The organism is Pseudomonas sp. GW822-FHT04H02 (assembly GCF_058800645.1).
This window is the reverse complement of the sequence record NZ_JBXAMM010000002.1, coordinates 56507-76785: the sequence shown is the minus strand read 5'-3', so window position 1 is coordinate 76785 and position 20279 is coordinate 56507. Positions and strand designations below refer to the sequence as shown.

20 protein-coding genes and 1 other RNA gene are annotated in these 20279 nt (G+C 63.4%); 14 read left to right on the top strand and 7 right to left on the bottom strand.

Annotation, left to right across the window (positions count from 1 at the left end; translation table 11 throughout):
- Positions 1–60: 60 nt before the first annotated feature.
- Positions 61–454: a transfer-messenger RNA gene (ssrA, locus tag AC1RMG_RS07070) on the top strand.
- A gap of 508 nt (positions 455–962) precedes the next feature.
- Here ssrA and AC1RMG_RS07065 read toward each other — a convergent pair.
- Positions 963–1817 (bottom strand): helix-turn-helix domain-containing protein, encoded by an 855-nt coding sequence (locus AC1RMG_RS07065; RefSeq protein ID WP_493168831.1) that lies wholly within the window; start codon positions 1815–1817, stop codon positions 963–965.
- A 156-nt stretch (positions 1818–1973) separates the two neighbouring features.
- On the opposite strand from AC1RMG_RS07065, the gene AC1RMG_RS07060 reads away from it, so the two are divergent.
- Together AC1RMG_RS07060 and AC1RMG_RS07055 are read left to right on the top strand one after the other, a co-directional pair.
- The gene (locus tag AC1RMG_RS07060; RefSeq protein ID WP_015634094.1) at positions 1974–2522 is read left to right on the top strand and encodes a GNAT family N-acetyltransferase; all 549 of its coding nucleotides are present in this window, start codon (positions 1974–1976) and stop codon (positions 2520–2522) included.
- A gap of 282 nt (positions 2523–2804) precedes the next feature.
- On the top strand, positions 2805–3242 hold the full coding sequence (locus tag AC1RMG_RS07055; RefSeq protein WP_019094137.1) for a GNAT family N-acetyltransferase: 438 nt from the start codon (positions 2805–2807) through the stop codon (positions 3240–3242).
- Positions 3243–3340: 98 nt separating this feature from the next.
- Here the strand turns inward: AC1RMG_RS07055 and AC1RMG_RS07050 are convergent, their stop codons facing one another.
- Positions 3341–3970 carry a helix-turn-helix domain-containing protein gene (locus AC1RMG_RS07050; protein WP_065364643.1) on the bottom strand — a complete coding sequence of 210 codons (630 nt, stop codon included), beginning with the start codon at positions 3968–3970 and terminating at the stop codon, positions 3341–3343.
- A gap of 165 nt (positions 3971–4135) precedes the next feature.
- Between AC1RMG_RS07050 and AC1RMG_RS07045 the strand changes: the two genes are divergently transcribed.
- The 3 genes from AC1RMG_RS07045 (at position 4136) to AC1RMG_RS07035 (ending at position 6831) form a co-directional block, all read left to right on the top strand.
- Positions 4136–5272 carry an NAD(P)/FAD-dependent oxidoreductase gene (locus AC1RMG_RS07045; RefSeq protein WP_493168828.1) on the top strand — a complete coding sequence of 379 codons (1137 nt, stop codon included), beginning with the start codon at positions 4136–4138 and terminating at the stop codon, positions 5270–5272.
- A gap of 26 nt (positions 5273–5298) precedes the next feature.
- Complete coding sequence (locus AC1RMG_RS07040) at positions 5299–5676, top strand: RidA family protein (RefSeq protein ID WP_015634090.1); 378 nt, start codon at positions 5299–5301, stop codon at positions 5674–5676.
- 99 nt (positions 5677–5775) lie between these two features.
- Complete coding sequence (locus AC1RMG_RS07035) at positions 5776–6831, top strand: YkvI family membrane protein (protein WP_493168826.1); 1056 nt, start codon at positions 5776–5778, stop codon at positions 6829–6831.
- Between the two features lie 78 nt (positions 6832–6909).
- Here AC1RMG_RS07035 and AC1RMG_RS07030 read toward each other — a convergent pair whose 3' ends face one another.
- Complete coding sequence (locus tag AC1RMG_RS07030; RefSeq protein ID WP_011059166.1) at positions 6910–7785, bottom strand: LysR family transcriptional regulator; 876 nt, start codon at positions 7783–7785, stop codon at positions 6910–6912.
- 151 nt (positions 7786–7936) lie between these two features.
- Between AC1RMG_RS07030 and AC1RMG_RS07025 the strand changes: the two genes are divergently transcribed.
- From AC1RMG_RS07025 to AC1RMG_RS07000, 6 genes are all read left to right on the top strand, one after another.
- Complete coding sequence (locus tag AC1RMG_RS07025) at positions 7937–9388, top strand: aldehyde dehydrogenase family protein (RefSeq protein WP_493168824.1); 1452 nt, start codon at positions 7937–7939, stop codon at positions 9386–9388.
- Positions 9385–10434 carry a membrane dipeptidase gene (locus AC1RMG_RS07020; protein WP_493168822.1) on the top strand — a complete coding sequence of 350 codons (1050 nt, stop codon included), beginning with the start codon at positions 9385–9387 and terminating at the stop codon, positions 10432–10434. Before AC1RMG_RS07025 ends, AC1RMG_RS07020 begins: the two co-directional genes overlap by 4 nt.
- 122 nt (positions 10435–10556) lie before the next feature.
- Positions 10557–12116, top strand: coding sequence for a BCCT family transporter (locus tag AC1RMG_RS07015; protein ID WP_019092820.1), 1560 nt, complete (start codon positions 10557–10559; stop codon positions 12114–12116).
- Entirely contained in the window at positions 12117–13811 is a 1695-nt protein-coding gene (locus AC1RMG_RS07010; protein WP_210482664.1) for a hypothetical protein, read from the top strand. It abuts the gene before it with no gap.
- Positions 13792–14445 (top strand): DUF3726 domain-containing protein, encoded by a 654-nt coding sequence (locus AC1RMG_RS07005; RefSeq protein ID WP_065364649.1) that lies wholly within the window; start codon positions 13792–13794, stop codon positions 14443–14445. Before AC1RMG_RS07010 ends, AC1RMG_RS07005 begins: the two co-directional genes overlap by 20 nt.
- A gap of 43 nt (positions 14446–14488) precedes the next feature.
- Positions 14489–14848, top strand: a complete 360-nt coding sequence (locus AC1RMG_RS07000) for a RidA family protein (protein ID WP_176707075.1) — start codon at positions 14489–14491, stop codon at positions 14846–14848.
- Between the two features lies 1 nt (position 14849).
- Here AC1RMG_RS07000 and AC1RMG_RS06995 read toward each other — a convergent pair whose 3' ends face one another.
- From AC1RMG_RS06995 to AC1RMG_RS06985, 3 genes are all read right to left on the bottom strand, one after another.
- A complete protein-coding gene (locus AC1RMG_RS06995) occupies positions 14850–15329 on the bottom strand; it encodes a GNAT family N-acetyltransferase (protein WP_041115866.1) in 480 nt (159 codons plus the stop codon).
- 69 nt (positions 15330–15398) lie between these two features.
- A complete protein-coding gene (locus AC1RMG_RS06990) occupies positions 15399–17039 on the bottom strand; it encodes an ArnT family glycosyltransferase (protein ID WP_493168819.1) in 1641 nt (546 codons plus the stop codon).
- A gap of 268 nt (positions 17040–17307) precedes the next feature.
- Positions 17308–18192: an EamA family transporter gene (locus AC1RMG_RS06985; protein WP_123473946.1), complete on the bottom strand. Its 885-nt coding sequence runs from the start codon at positions 18190–18192 to the stop codon at positions 17308–17310.
- 115 nt (positions 18193–18307) lie between these two features.
- Between AC1RMG_RS06985 and AC1RMG_RS06980 the strand changes: the two genes are divergently transcribed.
- Positions 18308–19090 carry an AraC family transcriptional regulator gene (locus AC1RMG_RS06980; RefSeq protein ID WP_015634080.1) on the top strand — a complete coding sequence of 261 codons (783 nt, stop codon included), beginning with the start codon at positions 18308–18310 and terminating at the stop codon, positions 19088–19090.
- 26 nt (positions 19091–19116) lie between these two features.
- Here AC1RMG_RS06980 and AC1RMG_RS06975 read toward each other — a convergent pair whose 3' ends face one another.
- Complete coding sequence (locus AC1RMG_RS06975; RefSeq protein ID WP_011059155.1) at positions 19117–19434, bottom strand: hypothetical protein; 318 nt, start codon at positions 19432–19434, stop codon at positions 19117–19119.
- A 365-nt stretch (positions 19435–19799) separates the two neighbouring features.
- Between AC1RMG_RS06975 and AC1RMG_RS06970 the strand changes: the two genes are divergently transcribed.
- Complete coding sequence (locus tag AC1RMG_RS06970) at positions 19800–20270, top strand: hypothetical protein (RefSeq protein WP_015634078.1); 471 nt, start codon at positions 19800–19802, stop codon at positions 20268–20270.
- The last annotated feature ends 9 nt before the right edge of the window (positions 20271–20279 follow it).

Below are 20279 nucleotides of genomic sequence, written 5' to 3'. Positions count from 1 at the left end.
GGCCTTCTGGCCTCGGTTAGCGTAGAATCCGTCCACCTGTTGGTAATGCACAACAGGTTCGGGGCCGTTTAGGATTCGACGCCGGTTGCGAAACTTTAGGTGCATGCCGAGTTGGTAACAGAACTCGTAAATCCACTGTTGCAACTTCCTATAGTTGCCAATGACGAAACCTACGGGGATTACGCTCTCGCTGCGTAAGCAGCCTTAGCCCTTCCCCCCTGGTACCTTCGGGTCCAGCAATCATCAGGGGATGTCTGTAAACCCAAAATGATTGTCATATAGAACAGAATCGCCGTGCAGTACGTTGTGGACGAAGCGGCTAAAACTTACACAACTCGCCCAAAGCACCCTGCCCGTCGGGTCGCTGAGGGTTAACTCAATAGACACGGCTAAGCATGTAGTACCGACAGCGGAGTACTGGCGGACGGGGGTTCAAATCCCCCCGGCTCCACCAACTCAACAAGAAAAGACGTCCATGGACGTCTTTTTTTGTGCCTGGAATTCAGAAAATGCAGGGCCTTGACCTCTATTAGCTGCCCGCAGACGTCCGACAAAATCCACACCTACTTGTTTTCGACAGGGTGTTCCAAGCCCTTCAGGGGTGATTTTTGGAATACCGAATGATGTCATGGAATACTAAAGCGCCCTGGTTTAGTAGACGCATTCGAGTGACTGCATTTGGCTGACTCCGTTGAAAAATTCGCCCATGGTTTCTGCAGAAGAAAATAATGCGCTCGAAGTTGAATTCTTTACGTCGGCAAAGGCTTCCGAACTCAGATTTCAGTTAGTCGTTTGCAAAAAAGGCGTTTTAACCAGCCACTATTCAATCCGTTCAGGCAGCCCGATTCTCAACTGAGTCTGCCGAATGATGCTTGCTGTGAAATATGGCAGCCGACCTAAAGTGAACGCTATATATGTAATCAAAATGTAGTGCGCCTTCCCTTCTCTATTCCGACCGCAGGTCAGTCCAGCCCCCCCTCCTCTCTCTTGTGCTTACGATAACGGGAGAGCGAAATTCCCGTTTGGCGCTTGAAGTAGCGACACAAGTAAGACGCGTCGACGAAGTTCAGTTCGTCGGCCACACGGCCAATAGCCAAGTCACTGTATGAAAGAAGAGCCTTGATCTCCAAGGTTACCTGCCGATCGATCAGGCCCTTGGGAGTGTCATTGAAAAACGCTTTGGTCAACTGCGACAGATAGAACGGCGTGATATTCAGTGCGTCGGCGTAGAACTTCACATCTCTGTGGCGCACACAATGTTTGCCTATCAATTCCCAGAAGCGCCAACTAAGCATTTCCTTCCGGCTGAATCCCCTGTTTTCTATCTGGTTGGCTGGAAGTTGCTCGGCTATTTTCAAAAAGAGGTTCTGTAGCTGATTGCGCAACATGATGCGTTGGTAGGTGGGACAGGTCTGCGCAATGTTCCGCATCTGCGTCACCCACCCCTCTATCAGCGGCATGTCGTCCTTGGATGGAACGCAATGAGGATGGTCATGCAGAAATACGAACAAGGTATTGGGTAGTGGGTAGGCAACCTCTGCGGCAAAACTTTTCGGCATAAGGCAGAAAAACACCTTGAAGCGGCGCGAGCGACGTTTGAGCAAGGCAATAGTGTCCTCAGCCAGCAGCATCACAGCACCACGTTTAACCGCATGCTCTTTGAAGTTAAGAGTGAAGTGGGCACTACCGCAGAGGCATACCAGTAGCGTCAAGTAAGCATGACCGAAGGAGAGCGGCAAACCTTGCCCTTCCGCTAGCGTGGTTTCTCCCATCCGCATCGAGTCGTCAGGAGCGGAAAGTTTCGGAATGTGATGCATAGTGCCCCAGCGCTACAACAAACAAGAGCCAAAATCCTATCACCGCTTGGCGCAGCTGTTTCGAAAAGTACCGAAAAAGCCGAGGTACTGGCGTGTACCGATGATCTGTCTCCCAATACTCTGTCCCGAACGAACCAATCCATTCGGGTACAGGACATGACACTTGAAACAGAACGACTCTTGCTTCGCCCCTGGCAGGCCACAGACGCCGCCGATCTATACGAATATGCCAAAGACGCCCGAGTCGGTCCCATCGCTGGCTGGCCCCCCCATACCAGTGTGGAGAACAGTGCCGACATCATCCGTACGGTCTTCAATCACCCCGAGGTGTACGCGGTCGAACTGAAGGAAAATCGCCGTGCTGTTGGTTGTGTGGGCATTCTCATAGGCAGCAACAGCAATTTTGAAATCAGTGAGCAGGAAGGTGAAATCGCCTACTGGATCGGTGTGCCGTACTGGGGCAAAGGCCTGACTCCGGAAGCCGTGCGTGAAGTGATGCGACACGCCTTTGAAAACCTGAATCTCAAAGCACTTTGGTGTGGTTACTTCGCCAACAACATCCAGTCCTATGCGGCTCAATCCAAGTGTGGCTTTCGCTTTCATCACACGGAAGAAAACAAATACAACCAGTTCCTCCAAGACTATCGGACAGAACACATTAGCCGTATCACCTACCAAGAATGGCTGGACCATACGAAAGAGTAAGGACACAAACCAAAGATACCGGGGTGCGGAGGCAACGACCGGCGGACGCAGTCTGCGTGACGACGTATACCGCACGAACGCCGCAGAGGAGTTCAAACCTTACTTGGAGCTGCACGGAGAGCTAACCGGAATCCCCCGCCGCCCCAGCACTGCCGCGAACTGCAACAGCTAGAGTGCGAAGCCTGCCGCAGGACAGCGCCGCGCTGCTGGCGAAGGCGCAGGAGGAACTGAATGGCCGTGAAAGTTAATTGAGCCTTATCCACACCCCAGTTCAGGAGACTTATGAAAATCTCACTTACCCAAGTAACGCAAAAAAACTATGAAGCGATTTGTGAACTGGAGGTCACTGAAGAGCAGGAAGACTACGTGGCAAGTAATACCTGGTCGCTCGTTGAGGCTGCGTACAACCCAGGTTACTTCACACGCGCCATAATCGCGGATGGAGAGCCTGTAGGCTTCTTTATGTGGGTGCAAGAGTCAAAAGGCAAAGTTTCTATCTGGCGCTTTATGGTGGACAAAGAACATCAGCAGAAATCCATCGGTAGAGTAGCGCTGGGCCTCGCCCTACATGAAATAAAACAGATCGCGGATTTGAAAGAAATTGAAATTTGCTACAACCCCAACAACATCGTAGCTAAAGGGTTTTACTCCAGTTTCGGGTTTGTCGAGGTTGGTATGGATGCAGACGGCGAAGATATGCTGGCGAGGATCAGGATTTGAACTGCACCAAATACAATCCGGGCTTTGCACAACAGTTCTAATTACCTTCAACTCCAACCGCTTATGACTCAGGAGGGCGCAGAGGATGATCAGGGGCTTCAGCGCTCCGACATCACCACCATCACTTCCGCATCCTCATCCCCTTCCGCCAGGTAGATATGGCCAATGCTGCTGTTGAAGTAGGCGGTTTCCTGCGGGCCAATGCTCACGGCTTCTCCGGTCTCGAACTGGATTCGCACACGCCCCGACAGCACCAGGGCGAATTCCTGCCCGGGGTGGCGGATGTAATCCTCGAACTGCTGCAGCTCGCGGGCAAAGATCCGCGCGTACATGGGGGTCATGCTGCGCCCGGGAAAGTCCCCGGCCATGGGGTGGTAGTCGTAGTTGCCGGTGCTGTAGCCGGGGGCGTCGGCGATGGTGGTGCTGACCACGGTCGGTTGCACCTGGGCGCTGCGGGTCTGGATCAGGTTCGGCGCCGGGCTAAACAGTTGGGCAATGTCGACGCCCAGGGCGCGGGCCGCGGCGGCGAGTTTTTCGTAGCTGACCGAGACCTGGGCCAGCTCCATTTTCGACAGGGTCGACAGCGCCACACCGGAGCGTTCCGAGAGCTGTTTGAGGGTCAGCTTCTGGTTTTTGCGAATGGTCCGCAGGCGTGCGCCGACCTGGGTCCGGTCGATCAGTGGATGGGCGTGGGAGCTCGAGGCGGGCTGGGCTCGGTCGGAACTCATTGGGGATCTCTGTCTGGCAAATAAGGGCAACCGCGACGCTGGCCGGGGCACGTGGCGAAATATTAACCCATGACCCCGGGTTGACTGGAAAATTCTCATATCTTACATTTCTCGTATGTGAGAATTTTGACCCCTGTCATTTCCCAGCGATTCAGGAACCCCGGCATGCACGCGAACCAATGCTTCGACTTCGTCATCATCGGCGCCGGTATTGCCGGTGCTTCCCTGGCCTATCGCCTGGCCGGGCAGGCCAGCGTGCTGGTGCTGGAACGTGAATCGCAGCCGGGCTATCACGCCACCGGGCGCTCGGCGGCGATGTTCATGGAGGCCTACGGCACCCCGCAGATCCAGGCCCTGACCCGCGCCAGCCGGGCTTTCTACCAACGGCCGCCGCAAGGTTTCTGCGAACACCCGTTGATGGAACCCCGTGGCTGTCTGTACGTGGCCAGCGAGGAACAGCTGGACCAATTGCAGCAAACCTACGATGAAACCCGCGCCCGCTCCGCCAATGTGCGCCTGATCACGGCCGAGCAGGCCCGGGCCCTGGTGCCCTGCCTGCGCCCAGAGGCCGTCGCCGGGGCGATGCTGGAAACCGCCGCCCAGGACCTGGACGTGCACGCCCTGCACCAGGGCTTCCTGCGGGCCATGCGCCGGGCCGGTGGGCTGCTGGAGTGCGACCTGCACATAGTCGAGGCCAGCCGCGAAGACCGCCACTGGAACCTCAAACTCAGTGATGGCCGCGCACTGCAGGCGCGCAATCTGGTGAACGCTGCCGGCGCCTGGGTCGATGACGTGGCCCAGCTGTGCGGCGTGGCCCCCATCGGCCTGCAACCCTGCCGGCGCAGCGCCTTCACCTTCGACGGCCCACCGGATGAAGACTTCAGCTGCTGGCCGGCGGTGATCGGCATCGACGAAAGCTTCTACTTCAAGCCCGACGCCGGCCAGTTGCTCGGCTCCCCGGCCAATGCCGACCCGGTGCCGCCCCAGGACGTGATGCCTGAAGAACTGGACATCGCCACCGGCATCTACCACATCGAGAACGTCACCTCCCTGAGCATCCGCCGCCCGCGCCACAGCTGGGCCGGCCTGCGCTCCTTCGTCGCCGACGGCGATCTGGTGGTGGGCTGGGACGACAGCTGCGAAGGCTTTTTCTGGCTCGCCGCCCAGGGCGGCTACGGCATCCAGTCGGCGGCCGGCGTCTCGCAACTGGCCTGCGCCCTGCTGCTGGGGCAACCGGTCCCCGAAGAACTGCTGAGCCAGGGCGTCGATGCCCAGGCCCTGGCCCCCGCTCGCTTGCGTTAACCCACCCAGCCCACGAGGCCCTTGCCATGTCCAATGACATCCAGCGTTACCCCAGCCACCTGCCCTACCCCTTTTCCCGGGCGATCCGGGTCGGCGGCTTTCTGTTCCTCTCCGGCCAGGTGCCCATGAGCGCCGAAGGCGAAGTGGTGCACGGCGACATCCGCGTGCAGACCGAAGCCGCCCTGGCGCGCATCGGCGAGACCCTGGCCGAATGCGGCGCCAGCTTCGATCAGGTGGTGAAAAGCACCGTCTGGCTCACCGACATGCAGCACTTCGCCGGTTTCAACGAGGTCTACCAGCGCCACTTCAAGAACGGTTTCCCGGTGCGTTCCACCGTCAGCGCCCAACTGGCGCTGGGGGTCGATGTCGAGATCGAAGTCCAGGCCTGGGTCGGCGAAAACTGAGTCACCCGCCCCAGCCCTCAAGTGCGATGCCCAGGGCCGCCACAGCCATGAATGTGGTGGTCCACCCCACATAACAACAAAAAATCGAGGCTAATCGTCATGAAAGAAAGTCTGAAGATCGCCGGCGCCTTCGTCGGTGTGATAGTCGGCGCGGGGTTCGCCTCCGGTCGTGAACTGCTGTTGATGTTCGTCGACTTCGGCGTCTGGGGCCTGGCGGGTGCGGTGGTCAGCGCAGCGCTGTTCACCTTCCTCGGCATGGCCCTGGCCGGCATGGGCAGCCGCCTGCGGGCGGCGTCGCACAAGGACGTGGTGCATGCCCTGTGCGGCAAACACCTGGGTGCCCTGGTGGACCTGATGATCACCTTCTTCATGTTCGCCGTGACCGTGGTGATGCTGGCCGGTGGCGGTGCCCTGCTGGAGCAGCAGTTCGGTATTCCGGCCATCGCCGGCAGCGTACTGGTGACGCTGATCGTGGTCGCCATCGTGTGCCTGGACGTGCACAAGGTCATCGGCATGATCGGCGCGGTGACGCCCTTCCTGATCATCACCGCGGTCGGCGTCGCACTGTATGGCGCCGCGACCCGCGACCTGAGCTTCGGCGAGCTCAACCAACTGGCCGCCAAGCAACAGGCCGGTGCCAGCCACTGGCTGCTGGGCGCCTTGCTCTACGTGTCCTACAACATCGTGGCCGGGGTGCCGATCCTGGCGATCATGGGCGGCGCGGCCAAGGGTGAAAAACAGGCGATGTGGGGCGGCATCCTCGGCGGCGCGCTGCTGGGCGTGCTGATGCTGGTGATGAGCCTCGGCCTGCTGTCGCGCCTGGACAGCGTGGCGGACCTGCCGATGCCCATGCTGTCGATCGCCAGCGAAGTCTCCCCGGCCCTGGGGCTGCTGATGGCGCTGATCATCTTCTGCATGATCCTCAACACCGCCGTGGGCACCCTGTACTCCTTCTCTGCGCGGCTGTTTCCAGCGGGCACCCGACAGTTCCGCCTCGGTTCGATAGCCGCCGGCGCCCTGGCGTTTGTCGGCAGCCTGGTGGGTTTTATCAGCCTGGTGGGGCAGGTCTATCCGTTCTTCGGCTACCTGGGGTTCCTGCTGATTGCCGCGGTGGTGATCGGCTGGCTGCGACCACGGCGGGTGGTGGTGGCGTAGGCGTCGCTCGATGGGGCAGGCACCCGGGAGTCATCCCAGGTGCCTTGAGTCAAGCCCGGTGCCGTAGGAGCGGCCCGCTCAAGCAAACCGGCTCCCTTTGAGCGCCTTCAAAAAGGTATAGGACGCATGGTTCAACGTCTCTCGCGGGGCGGTGATCACGCTCACCGAGCGCACGATGCGCTGGTCTTCCAGGCGCAGGAAATTCAGCTGGTCACCCGCTGCCGAACGGCTGAGCAGTTCCGGTAGCAAGGTCACGCCCATGCCCTGGGCCACCAGTGCCAGCAAGGAGGTGGTGTTTCTGACGCTGAGGGTCGAGTGGTCGCGGATGTGCCGGAACTCGGCGGCGTTGATCTCGGCGCCCAGGCCGCTGTTGATGAAGTTCTGCCCGTCCAGGTCGCTCCAGCGCAGCGGGCGCGCCAGGCGGTTGAGGGGGTTGTCGCTGGCGCAGACCACGCAGAAGGCGTCGGAGAACAGGAAGTCCTGGTCGATGTTGGGGATGCTCGCCGGTACGGTGCCGATGCCGATGTCCACGTCGCCGCTGAGCACCGCTTGCACCACTCGCTCGGAATCCATGTCGCGGATATCCAGGTGGAACTGCGGGTGCTGTTCATGGAATTGCTTGAGCAGCGGCGGCAGCAGGGTGATGGCGAAGGAAGGCACCGCCGCCACCCGCACCAGGCCGGTCTCGGCCTTGGCGTAGGTCTTGATGGTGCTGATGGTGCGGTCGAAATGCGCCAGTTCGCGCTGGGCTTCCAGCAGCACGAAACGCCCCAGGGGGCTGAGCTGGTTCTTGCGCTCGCCTTCGAACAAGGCGCCGCCCAGTTCCTCTTCCAGTTGCTTGAGCGAGAGCGATACCGCTGCCGGTGTGCGGTGCAGGCGCTGGGCAGCCTGGGTCAGGCTCTGGCTGGTGGCCACCGCGACGAAAAACTGCAAATTGGAGATCTTGATGCTCATGGCGGCGCGTCCTGCTGGCAAAGGCATAGCTTAAATTTTACTTAAACAACCTTAAAATTTATTAGATTTACTTAATACAAGGCCGACTCATAATCCTCCCAGAACCGCACAAAGGCAACGCCCCGCCTGGCGTGCCGCCCTGGAGGATTTCATGAGCGACAACCATCACAACTACATCGCCGGCCAATGGCTCAAGGGCGCCAGCGAGATCGAGAACCGCAACCCGTCCGACACCCGCGACCTGATCGGCCTCTACGCCCAGGCCTCGCGGGCGCAGTTGGACAGTGCCATTGCCGCCGCCAGCGAGGCCCAGCGAATCTGGGCCCGCAGCGGCCTCGAGCAACGCTACAAGGTGCTGATGGCCATCGGTCAGGAGCTGATGCAGCGTTCTGCGGAAATCGGCATGACCCTGTCCCGGGAAGAAGGCAAGCCCATGGCCGAAGGTGCTGGCGAGGTGTACCGCGCCGGGCAGTTCTTCACCTACTACGCTGCGGAAACCCTGCGCCAGTTGGGGCAGACCGCCGACTCGGTGCGCGACGGCATCGAGATCGATATCCGCCGTGAACCCATCGGCGTGGTGGCGATCATTTCGCCATGGAATTTCCCCATGGCCACCGCCTGCTGGAAGATCGCCCCGGCCCTGGCCTTCGGCAACGCCGTGGTGTGGAAGCCGGCCAACCTGACCCCGGCCAGCGCGGTGATTCTCAGCGAGATCATCGCCCGCCAGGACTTGCCCGCGGGCCTGTTCAACCTGGTGATGGGCGCCGGTTCCGAGATCGGCCAGGCGCTGATCGAGCACCCGGGCATCAACGCCATTTCCTTCACCGGCTCGGTGGACGTGGGCAAGGGCATCGCCGCCTCGGCCGCCGCCAACCTGACCAAGGTGCAACTGGAAATGGGCTCGAAAAATGCCCTGGCAGTGATGGATGACGCCGACCTCGACCTGGCGGTGAGCTGCGCGGTGAATGGCGCCTTTGGCGGTACCGGGCAGAAGTGCACCGCCTCCTCGCGGTTGATCGTGCATGAAGGCATCCACGATGCCTTCGTGGAAAAACTGCTGGCGGCAACCCAGGCGCTCAAGGTCGGCCACGCCCTGGAAGCCGGCACCCAGATCGGCCCGGTGGCCAGCGCCGCACAGCTGGAGGCCAACCTGGCGAACCTGCAACTGGGCCAGCAAGAAGGCGCCGAACTACTCACCGGCGGCCAGCGCCTGGAGCTTGAAAGCCCCGGTTACTACCAGGCACCGGCGCTGTTCATTGGCGGCAGCAATGCCATGCGCATCAACCGCGAAGAGCTGTTCGCACCCATCGCCTGCGTGATCAAGGCCGGCAGCTACGAAGAGGCCCTGAGCCTGGTCAACGACACCCGCTTCGGCCTCACCGCCGGCATCATGACCCGCTCCCTGGCCCGCGCCAGCCACTTTCGCCGCCATGCCCGGGTCGGCTGCGTGATGGTCAACCTGCCCACCGCCGGCACCGACTACCACGTGCCTTTCGGCGGCCGTGGCGAGTCCAGCTACGGCCCGCGCGAGCAGGGGCGCTCGGCGGTGGAGTTCTACACCCACGTGAAGACCGGCTACATCGCCGCGGGGGCGCCACTATGAGCCTGCCCCAGACCTTCGCCAGCCGCGGCCCGCGCATCGATGCCATGCAGTACGACAACTGGTCGGAAAAGATCTTCCAGCAGATGCGCGAAGGCGGCGTCGATGCGGTCCACGTGACCATCGCCTACCACGAGACCTTCCGCGAAATGGTGGCCAATATCGAAGCCTGGAACCGCAGGTTCCAGCGCTACTCGCACCTGATCCTGCACGGCAAGTGGGCCAGCGACATCGCCCTGGCACGGCAGACCGGGCGCACGGCGATCTTCTTCGGCTTCCAGAACCCCTCGCCCATCGAGGACGACATCGGCCTGGTGGAAGTGGTGCACAGCCTCGGCGCACGCTTCATGCAGCTGACCTACAACAACCAGTCGCTGCTGGCCACCGGTTGCTATGAACAGGAAGACCCGGGCCTGACCCGCATGGGCAAGCAGGTGGTACGGGAGATGAACCGGGTCGGCCTGGTGGTGGACATGTCCCACTCCGCCGAACGCTCGACCCTGCAAGCCATCGAGCACTCCGAGCGCCCGATCGCCATCACCCACGCCAATCCGGCGTTCTGGCACGCGGCGCTGCGCAACAAGTCCGACACCGTGCTCAAGGCCCTGGGCCAGAGCGGCGGCATGTTCGGTTTCTCGCTGTACCCGCACCACCTCAAGGACAAGAGCGCCTGCAGCGTGCAGAGCTTCTGCGACATGATCGCGCGCACCGCCGAGCTGATGGGCGTCGAGCACCTGGGCCTGGGTTCCGACCTGTGCCAGGACCAGCCCAACAGCGTGGTGGACTGGATGCGCGTCGGCCGCTGGACCCTGGATGTCGACTACGGCGAAGGCTCCAAGGCGCAACCGGGCTTCCCCGACCAGCCGGCCTGGTTCCGCGACAACCGCGACTTCCCCAACATCGAGGCGGGCCTGCACGGCGTGGGTTTCAGCGCCCAGGAGGTCGCCGCGATCATGGGCGGCAACTGGCTGCGCTTCTTCGAGAACAATTTTGTTCCGGCCAAGGCCCAGGCAGGTGCCGCCGTCCACCCTCACGAGATCGCGGTCTGAGGCCCCCGACTGTTTCCTGATTGTCCTGACGTCCGGCCTGAACAGGGTCATCGCCAAGCACTAACAACAACAAATGCGCCCATAACAATTATTAGCGATCGACAACGCAACACGGAGGCACCATGGAAATTCCAGGCGAAATCAAAGCGGGGATCGACACCCGCTCGCTGCACAGCCGCGCCGCTGGAACCCTCGACTGGTCGATTTTCTGGATCAGCGGAGGTTTCTTCCTGCTGTTCCTGGTCATTGCCCTGATAGACCTGAACACCCTTTCCAGCCTGATCGGCCACGCCTTCACCTGGAGCACCCACTACTTCGGCCTGTACTGGCAGGTGCTGATGCTGGCGACCTTCGGCGCCAGCCTGTACATCGGCTTCACCCGCCTGGGCCGGGTGCGCCTGGGCGGCGTCGGGCACAAGCCCAGCATCAGCACCTTCAACTGGGTATCGATGATCATGTGCGCCCTGCTGGCCGGGGGCGGCGCCTTCTGGGCCGCTGCCGAACCCATGATGCATTTCATCGCCCCACCGCCGTACTTCGGCGCCGTGGCCAAGAGCGACGCCGCCGGCGTGGCCGCGCTATCCCAGTCGTTCCTGCACTGGGGCTTCATGGCCTGGGCGGTGCTCGGCAGCCTGCTGACCGTGGTCTACATGTACCTGCACCACGAAAAGAACCTGCCGCTGATGCCGCGCACCCTGCTCTATCCGCTGCTGGGCGAGCGTGCCCTGAAGGGCCCGATCGCCGTGTTCGCCGATGCCTCGGCGATCATCGCGGTGGTGGCCGGCACCATCGGCCCGGTGGGTTTTCTCGGCCTGCAGATCGCCTTCGTCCTGCACTCGGTGTGGGGCGTGCCGAACACCATCATGGTCCAGGCCATGGTGATTCTCTCGGTGACGGTAATCTACACCCTGTCCTGTGTGGTGGGCCTGGGCGGCCTGCGGCTGGTGAGCAAGGTCCACGTGTGGCTGATGCTGGGCCTGGCGGCGTTCCTGTTCATCTTCGGCCCCACCCTGTTCCTCAGCGAAACCCTGGCCCAGAGCCTGGCGGTGCACGTCACCAGCTTCTTCCAGACCGCCCTGTACCGCGATGACAACGCCTGGCTCAACAGCTGGACCCTGTTCTACTGGGGCTGGTTCATCGGCTACGCGCCGATGATGGGTATCTACGTGGCCAAGGTCTCCCGCGGGCGCAGCATCCGTGAGGTGATCACCCTGATGTCGGTGGCCGCCCCGCTGATCACCATGCTCTGGTTCACCCTGGTGGGCGGCACCGGGATCGGTATCGAACTGCAGTCGCCGGGCCGCGTGATCAGCCACGGCGTGCAACCTGAGGCGCTGCTGCTCGGGGTGGCCCAGTCGATGCCGCTGCCCAACCTGATTTCGGCGCTGTTCCTGTTCCTCAGTTTCTTCTCGGTGGTCACCAGCGCCGGCTCCATGTCCTATACCGTGGCCATGGCCATCAGCAGCAACCACGCCGAATCCCCGGCCTGGCTGCGGGTGTTCTGGGGCGCCGGCATGGGCCTGGTGGGGGCTACCCTGATCACCCTCGGTGAGGGCGGCATCAGTGCCTTGCAGTCGTTCATCGTGATCACTGCGGTGCCGGTGTCGCTGCTGATCCTCCCGGCGGTCTGGGACGCGATCCGCATTGCCCGGCAAATGGCCCGTGAACAGGGGGTGCTCTGAATGAACCTGCGACCACCCGCCAGCGTCATGAAGGCGGCGCGCCTGGGGGCCTTCCACCAATCCCGGCTGTCGTTCATGCGCCAGTTGCTGCGCCGCCTCAAGGCTGAAAACTGGCAGTTCCAGCGCCCGCTATGGACCCTCGACAGCCAGGGCGTGGGCCGTGCGGTGTACACCGCCACCGGCCCGCAGCGCAGCTACAGCCTGGTGGCCTTCGCCCATGACCTGGACCCGGCACTGCGCTCGGACCGGGTCATCGCCACCGCCTGGGATGCCACCTTCGCCCTCTTCGACGGCATCCCCGATGCCGCCGACCTGGACCGCCTGGAGGCCAATGTGCCGAAGCAGGAAGCCGGGCGCATTTCCTCCCGCGAGCTGTGCATGGCCCGGGCCAACCGTTCGGTGCGGCTGTTCGACCATGTGATCGAGGCCCTGGCTGCCGGCCGCCAGCCGCAACGCGAATTCATCGATGAAGTCGGCTACCTGATGCGCACCACCGCGGTCTACGGCAGCGGCAAGTTCGGCGCTGCCGACCGTGAAAGCATCGCCCAGCGGCCGGAGCTGGCGGCACCCTTCCAGGCGGAAATGCTCACCGTGTTCCTGATCCGCGCCTTCACCCTGGACCTGGTGGAGCACCTGGCCCAGGCCCGGGCGCCCCGGCAGGCGGTGACCCTGGAGCCGCAACTGCGCCGGCGCCTGGGCATCGGCAACTCCACGGGGCTGGGCATGGCGCCGTTCCTGCTGAACCATCCGGTGCTCTTGAACAACTGGGTACAGGCCCGGGAAACCGCCCTGCAACGGGTGCGCGCCGTGCGCCAGCCATCGGCTGCGGAGCGCCAGCGGTTCGTCGAATTCCTCACCCGGGCCCAGGCCGGCATCGGCCACTGGCACTCCGAGCACGAACTGCAACACGGCCGCATCCTGCAACTGCAAGGTGACCTGCAGCGCCTGGAGCACCATCTCGCCAGCGGCATCCTGGAGCAGGATTCCCCCTGGGACGAACTCTATCGCTGGGCCGAAGGCGCGCTGTCGCTGGAGGCGCAGGAATGCCTGGTGTCGCTGCTGCTGGAGCCCTACGGCCACCTGGTGGATGAGCTGGGCGCCGGTATGCAGGCCGATGAGCAGGCCAGCTTCAGCGTCGACGGCAGCATGAGCATCGGCCGCCTGCGGCAGATACTCGACGAGCATTATTCCTGGGTCGCGGCCATCGACTTCTCCAGCCAAGCCAGCCGCGCGCTGTTCTGGTACGTCTCCGAGGAAAAACTCGAACCGCGGATCGGCCAGCGCTTTGCCGAGCCCGGGCAAGACCTGGAGCAGCCCCTGGCAGTGGCCCGGGACATCGCTCAGCTGCAGGCCGCCCTGCCCGGCTGGAGCGACGCGCAAAGCGTCGCCGGCTTCCTGCTGCGGCACCCGGAACACCGCCACAGCCTGCGCCGGGTGCAACTGGCGCCAGCGTTCCCCTACGCCGACATCCAGGACAACCTGATCGACCAGGCGCTGCTGCCCATCGACCTGCTGCGCTGCAAGCTGTCGTTCTTCGGCGCCACCCACTTCGACCCGCGCTCGGATCGCTGGGTACGCATCACCCTCTACCAGAACGCGCCCTTCCCCCATGAGCTGGGGCAGATGGCCGCGGACGACTGGTCCTACCCCAACCTCGACAGCCAGGAGCAGCGCCGTGCATGCCTCGTTGAATGAAATCGAAAGCCTGTGCAAGAAAGCCGCCCGCGGTGCCGGGCTGTCCTGGGGACTGGCGGAGGAAGCCGGCAAGGCCGCGCGCTGGCTCTCGGCCCACGGCCTCGACGGGCCCGGATTGCTGGCCACGCAACTGCGACAGAATGACGGCTGTGCCTACCAGCAACTGGCCCCGGATGTCAGCGCCGAGCCCTGGCAGGTGCCCGGGCATGCCCTGTGCCCGCTGATTGCCGGGGCGACCCTGAGCGACCACGCCTACCTGCTGCGCAGCAACGGCCGCATCGAGCTCCGGCAGGTGGCGCACCCGCAACTGCTGCTGCCCTTTGCCAGCGCCACCGCACGCCAGCTCGGCCTGTGGCTGGAGCTGTCCTGGAACGGCTGCTGCCTGAAGTTTTCCCCCTCGGGCGAAGCCTGGCTGGTACGTGCGCAGAACCTCGGCGCCGCCACAGCCGCCCAGGTGCGCTGCGCTTGCACCGATCCTGCCGGCACCCTCGGCAAGCCTCTGGCGGGCAGCATTCCGGACCTGGGCGACAGCCCCCAGCACGAGCTCGATCACCTGGCCGCCCGCACCTACGTGCCGGCCTCCGAAGCCTCGCGCCTGCTGGGCGCCGGGGCCGGCCTGAGCGACAACAACTGACCTTTCCACCCTTGAACCAATGGACGAACCAATGGACCTCGACATGACCTCATCCCTCCAGCGAATCGGCACCACCGCGCGCTTCAGCCAGGCCGTGATCCACAACCGGACCGTCTACCTGGCAGGCCAGGTTTCGCAATTGACCGAAGGGGACATCCGCGCCCAGACGCAGGATGTGCTGCAACAGATCGACGCCCTGCTGGCCAGGGCCGGCACCGACAAGGGCCACCTGCTCAGCGCGCAGATCTGGCTCAAGGACATGGCCGACTACCCGGCCATGAACCTGCTCTGGGATGCCTGGCTCGAAGGTGTCCAGGCACCGGTGCGGGTTTGCGTGCAGGCGCCCATGGCCAAGCCGCACTACCGCATCGAAGTGTTGGTGATTGCTGCGCAACCGGCCTGAATCAGCCCAGCCCTGGCCCGGTCTCGGCGGCCACCAGGGCCCGCTCCATGATCAGCGTCAGCTCCTCGCCCTCGTAATGCTCGCGCACCCGGACAAAGCCCAGGCGGGCATAAAAGCCTTCAGCGGTGACCGACGAGGGCACCACCAGCGAGGTCTGGCCCGAATCCAGCGCCGCCTGCTCGACCGCGGCCATCAGTTGCCGCCCCAGGCCCTGGCCGTGGTAGGCCGGGTCGACAAACACCGAACGCACCGCACGCCCGTCGAGGCTGGCGGTGCCCCGCAATTCCCCGTGCACCAGGGCGACAAACATCTGCCGGCGCTGCATCAGTTGGCGCACTGCATCGGGGGTGAAGCTGGCCTGGACCCGCTCGATCACACTGGCGGGGTAGTCCTGGGCATTGCTGGCGAGCAAGGCCGCCAGGATCACCTGGCTGACCTGTGGAGCATCGGCCGGTACGGCCGGACGAACCTGATATTGCATGACCACTCCCTGGTTATCCCGCGGATGACAGTGGCCAAAATACGGCCCGCCCCAGGCCCTGCCAAGCACTTATTGCAACTGGAACACCAGGCAGGGGTTGTCGTTGAGCCGCCCCTCGAACACCGGCAACTGATTCTCCAGGGAGGTGTTATCCAGCAGCCCCCGGTCCTTGCGCGCGATGATCACCCAGGAGTCATGGGGCAGCGAGTCCAGGTGCCCGGGGTCGTCGCCGCTGACGAACAGCGGCTGTTCGTCGTGGTCCAGGTTCATCATGTAGCGCACCGCCCAGGTGTCCTGGCCCAGGTTGAAGAACACCAGCGGCCCGGGGCTGGCCTGGCGCAACTGCTCCACCTGGGAAACGAAGGCCTTAGTGTCGAACTGCAGGTCCTTGGCCGGGTCCACCACCGCCACCAGCAGCGTCCATTGCGCCGCCAGGGCCAAGCCGCTGAGCAGCACCAGACGCCGCCCGAAACTGCCCAGAGTCTTGCGCCAGCCATACAGCGCCAGCAGCTGCAACACGACGAAGATCGCGATCAGCAACGGCATGGACACCGGCGGCCAGTAACCGTGCTTGTGCCAGCTGTGGCGCAGGACGAACAGCACCAGGATGCACAACCCCGGCAACAAACCCACCAGCCACAGGTAGCCGCTGCGCACCTTGCCCAGCCAGCCCCGGGCCGTGAGCAGGCCGTAGGCCGCCACCGCAGCGAACATCGGCACCATGGGCAGGATGTAATAGGCGCGCTTGAAGTGCGGCACCGACAGGCCCAGCAGGATCATCAGGCCACAGGCCCCCAGCCGAAGTACCAGGCGCAGCTGCGGGTTCACATGGCGCTGCGACCATTGCCGGCGCAATACCCAGAGCGTCGCCAGGGCCAGGGGCACCACCGGGAAGTAGCGGTACAGCGCCAGCTGGAAGTAGAAGTAGAACGGCTCGCCGCTTTCATCCAGGCGCCCGACCACCTGCATGTTGTAGACCTGACGGACGAAATCTTCGCCACCAGCGAGATAGGCCAGTTGCATCAGCAGCCACCAGCAGCCGGCCAGCAACAGGAGGCCACTGACGCCATAGGCGAGCACCCGTTTGATCAGCGTCAGCCGCGCCTCGCGGGTGCGGCTGTCCCCCAGCAGCCAGTAGGTGCAGGCCACCCCGCAGACTTCCACCAGCCCCAGGGGCCCGCGAATGGCAAAGGCCAGCACCAGCAGCGGCAGCACCGCCCACAACCGCAGCCGGGAGCCCAGTTGCTCGCCGCTGTGCAGCAGGTAGAAGGTGCCCAGGCACAGCAGGGAAACCATCTGGTCCAGGCACACCGAGCGTGACTTGTCCAACAGCTGGCTGGTCAGCGCCGTGAGCAGCACCGCGAGCAGTGCCCAAGTGCGCCCCGAAGGCGCCAGCAAGCGATACAGCAGCGCCAGCACCCCGGCAGAGGCCAGCGCGGTGGGCAGGATATTGGCCAGGTGGTTGGGGGCGCCGAAAGCCTGGGCGAACAGGTAGCTGAAGAAGGTCGCAGTGCCCGGGTAGTCCGGGTATGGCTGGCCGTAGGTGGTGGGGAACAGGCTGGCGCCGTGGCGGAACATTTCCTGCAGGAACAGCGCCCAACGGCCGTCGAAACCCTGGGGCTGCTGGTCCCAGATGCCAAAGGTGAACAGCAGCAGGGCCACCAGGTAAATACCCCAGGCCTCAATACTCAAACGCGTTTCTCGAACCATCTTCGCCCCACCAGAAAGCGCCGCACCCAAAGCGAGGCATAAGGCTGGACATGTTGCTCGCGCAGCCCCTGAACGGTGCCTGAACAAGGATAAAAAACCCGCTCCGCACAGCCGACTGTCACCGACTGTAGCCGCTGCCGAGCCCGCGAGGCTGCGAAAAGGCCCGCAGGGCCTTGCCTGGCGATCTCCTGGCAAACCTCTGGCGGCCTCAGGGTCCCTGCGCTTCCTGCGACAGTGCCCCCAGAGCGTTCGCAGCCTGCGGCAGCGGCTACAGGGAACGGCGACCCAGGGTGAAAAACCGGCGCCAGTCGAACTGCCCCACCGCCAGCGCCAGCAGGATCAGGCCCATGGAAATGCCCTCCTCGGCCCCGAGCCGCTGCCCCAGGATCAACACCGAACCGGCCATGCCGAACACCGGGATCAGCAGCGACAAGGGCGCCACCCGGGAGACCGGATACTCGCGCAGCAACAGGTTCCAGCCCCAGTAACAAAAGTGCGTTGCAGCATAGACCTGAAACATCAGCGACAAGGCCGCGCCGGCGGACACTTGCCCGGCCAGTTGCAGAAACGGCGCCGCACCATGGCTTATCCAGGTCAATGCCAGCAGCGGCAATGGCGCAAACAGGCTCGCCCAGACCACGAAAGCGAACACCTCGCGCACCCCGCAGCGCTTGATGATGACGTTGCCCACGCTCCAGCTGAATGCACTCACCAGCAGCAGGGCATAACCCAGGCTGGTGGCATGCCCGGGGCTGTCGCCAATGATCCGCAGCAGCCCCCACAGGGCAATGGCCGTGGCCAGCACCTGTTGCAGGCGCAGGCGCTCGCCGAACAGCAGCACGCCCCAGCCCAGGGAGAAAAAGGCACTGAACTGGATCAACAGTGCAGCCGTGCCCGGCGCCACGCCGTGATCGATCCCCAGGTTGATCAGCGCCCACATGGCGACGCCGAAAATCAGCCCGTAGGCCGCCAGCCAGGCGAATGCCACCGGCGGACGCGGCACCAGGAACACCCAGGGCAGCGCCGCCAGGGTGAAACGCAGGGCGGTAAGCAGCAACGGATCGATACTGGCCAGGCCCAGTTTGGTGATGGGAAAGTTCAGGCCCCACAAGGCCGTCACCAACAGGGCCAGGAACAGGTGTTTTTTCTGCATGTCGCGCGGTCCAGGACAGGCGGCCGCAGGTCATTCCCCGGCCGGGGCCGAACTATCGCCCCCGCGCGCCATGGCCCGCTTGCAGTATCAGGTCAATTATCAGTAGATTCGGGCCATGCAACCCATCGATATCGACCCTTACGAAAATACCCCGCGGGATGTGGTGGTCACCGCCATCGACTACCCCGACGGCCTGTACTTCGCCGAGCACCAGCACCGGCGCGGGCAGTTCGCCTATGCGGCTACGGGGGTGATCAGCGTCTTCAGCGACCAGGGCAACTGGGTGGTGCCGCCGCAGCGGGCCATCTGGGTGCCGGCCGGCGTGCCCCACGCCATGCACATGAGCGGGCCGGTGACCATGCTCAACACCTATATACGGCCCCGGGCAGCCAAGCGCCTGGGCCTGCCGGAGCAATGCCAGGTGCGGGAGGTGTCCGAGCTGCTGCGCCAGTTGCTGCTGCGGGCCACGGCCATTCCCCCGCGCTACGCCGTGGGCAGCGTGCAGGGCCAGGTGATGAACCTGCTGCTGCATGAAGTCGCGACCATGCCGGCCCTTGCCCTCAATGCTCCGCTTCCCCGCGAGCCACGGCTGGCCAGGGCCTGCCGCGAGGCGCTGGAGCAACCTTCGTTGGAGTTGGGGATCGATGAAATGGCCGAGCGCGCCGGCATGAGCCGCCGCACCTTCACCCGGCTGTTCCGCCAGCACACCGGCATCAGCTTCGTCGAGTGGCGCCAGCAGGCCTGCCTGCTGGCTGCCGTGGTGCGCCTGGGCCAGGGCGAAGCCGTGACCCGGGTCGCCAGCGACCTGGGCTACAGCAGCCCGAGTGCGTTCAGCGGTGTGTTTCGCAAGGTATTGGGCGAGACGCCCAGCCGCTATTTTGCCCGGGCCCGGGCCTGAAGGACCCGAGCCGGAGCGAGGCCGTGCTAGAGGAACACGGCGGACAACATCCCCAGCGCACCGAGGCAGAAGCCGATCAAGGCACCGCGGCCGGGCGCCTGCTGGAACAGCGCCCAGATCACCAGCGGCTCCAGGAGCAGCAGCGACGTTACCGAGACCACGGTGATGATCCAGATGTCGCCAACCGCCACATAGCCCAGCCAGTAGGCCGCCAGCAGGCAGATACCGCCCAGGCACATGATCAGCACTGGCAACGCCAGTTCGGCACCGGAGGTGTTGCCGGAATGGGCCAGCCGCGCCACCACCACTTCACTGTAGATGGCACAGAACTCGCCCAGCACCATCAGCCCTACAGCAGAAACTCCGAGTAATTCTTTGGACATGTAACAAACCCCTTCGTATTGAGAGCCCGATTTTTCAGCTCCCAGGCATTGATCGCTCCGCTGACGGAGCCTGTATCTCGATGCGCAGGGGTACGAGGCAACTCGGTAATATCCAGGAACTTGAACATGTCCATCTCCTTCTGGGTGGGGGTACAAACCGGGCCCGTGCACGACCGACGGGCCGCTGCCTGTATAAGGGATTTTCTGCCCCGGCGTCATCCACCAGAGCGCGTCGACCGCGAAAAAACCACGCAAACTCCACAAACAGACAGGCTCGCTGCCGATAGCCTTGCTCCGGTCATTCTCAGCCTGAAGCCACTGCCACCATGCCCCAGCCGTCCACATCCCTTCGCACCGTTGAGCCCTCTGATTGGGTTGCCACCTATTTCATCAGCGTCGCGACGCTGGCCCTGGTCCTGACATTGCTGGTCAACCTGGTCGTGCAGTTCAGCAGCCGGGACCCGTGGAGCAATCTGCTCGATGTCCTGTCTTTCAGCGTGGTGGCACTGCTGGTGAGCGTGGCGGTGATAGGCGCCGTCGCCGCCCTGCCCTGCATCCTGTTCTTCTGGCTGGCCCAGCGTTTCACCTGGCGCCATCTGTGGATCTACCTGTTGGGTGGAGCCCTGGCGGCGCTGCCCGCCATTCCCATGGTGGTGGGCCTGTCTCCCGGCTTTTTCAACCTCCCGCACGGCGTCAACATCCTTGAGCGCTATGCGCCGTTGGCACACTTGTTCGGCGCTTGCGGGGCCTTTCTGGGAGCGATGTCCTGGTGGCTCAGCGGGCGTCATCTGCGCTGACTAATTCCT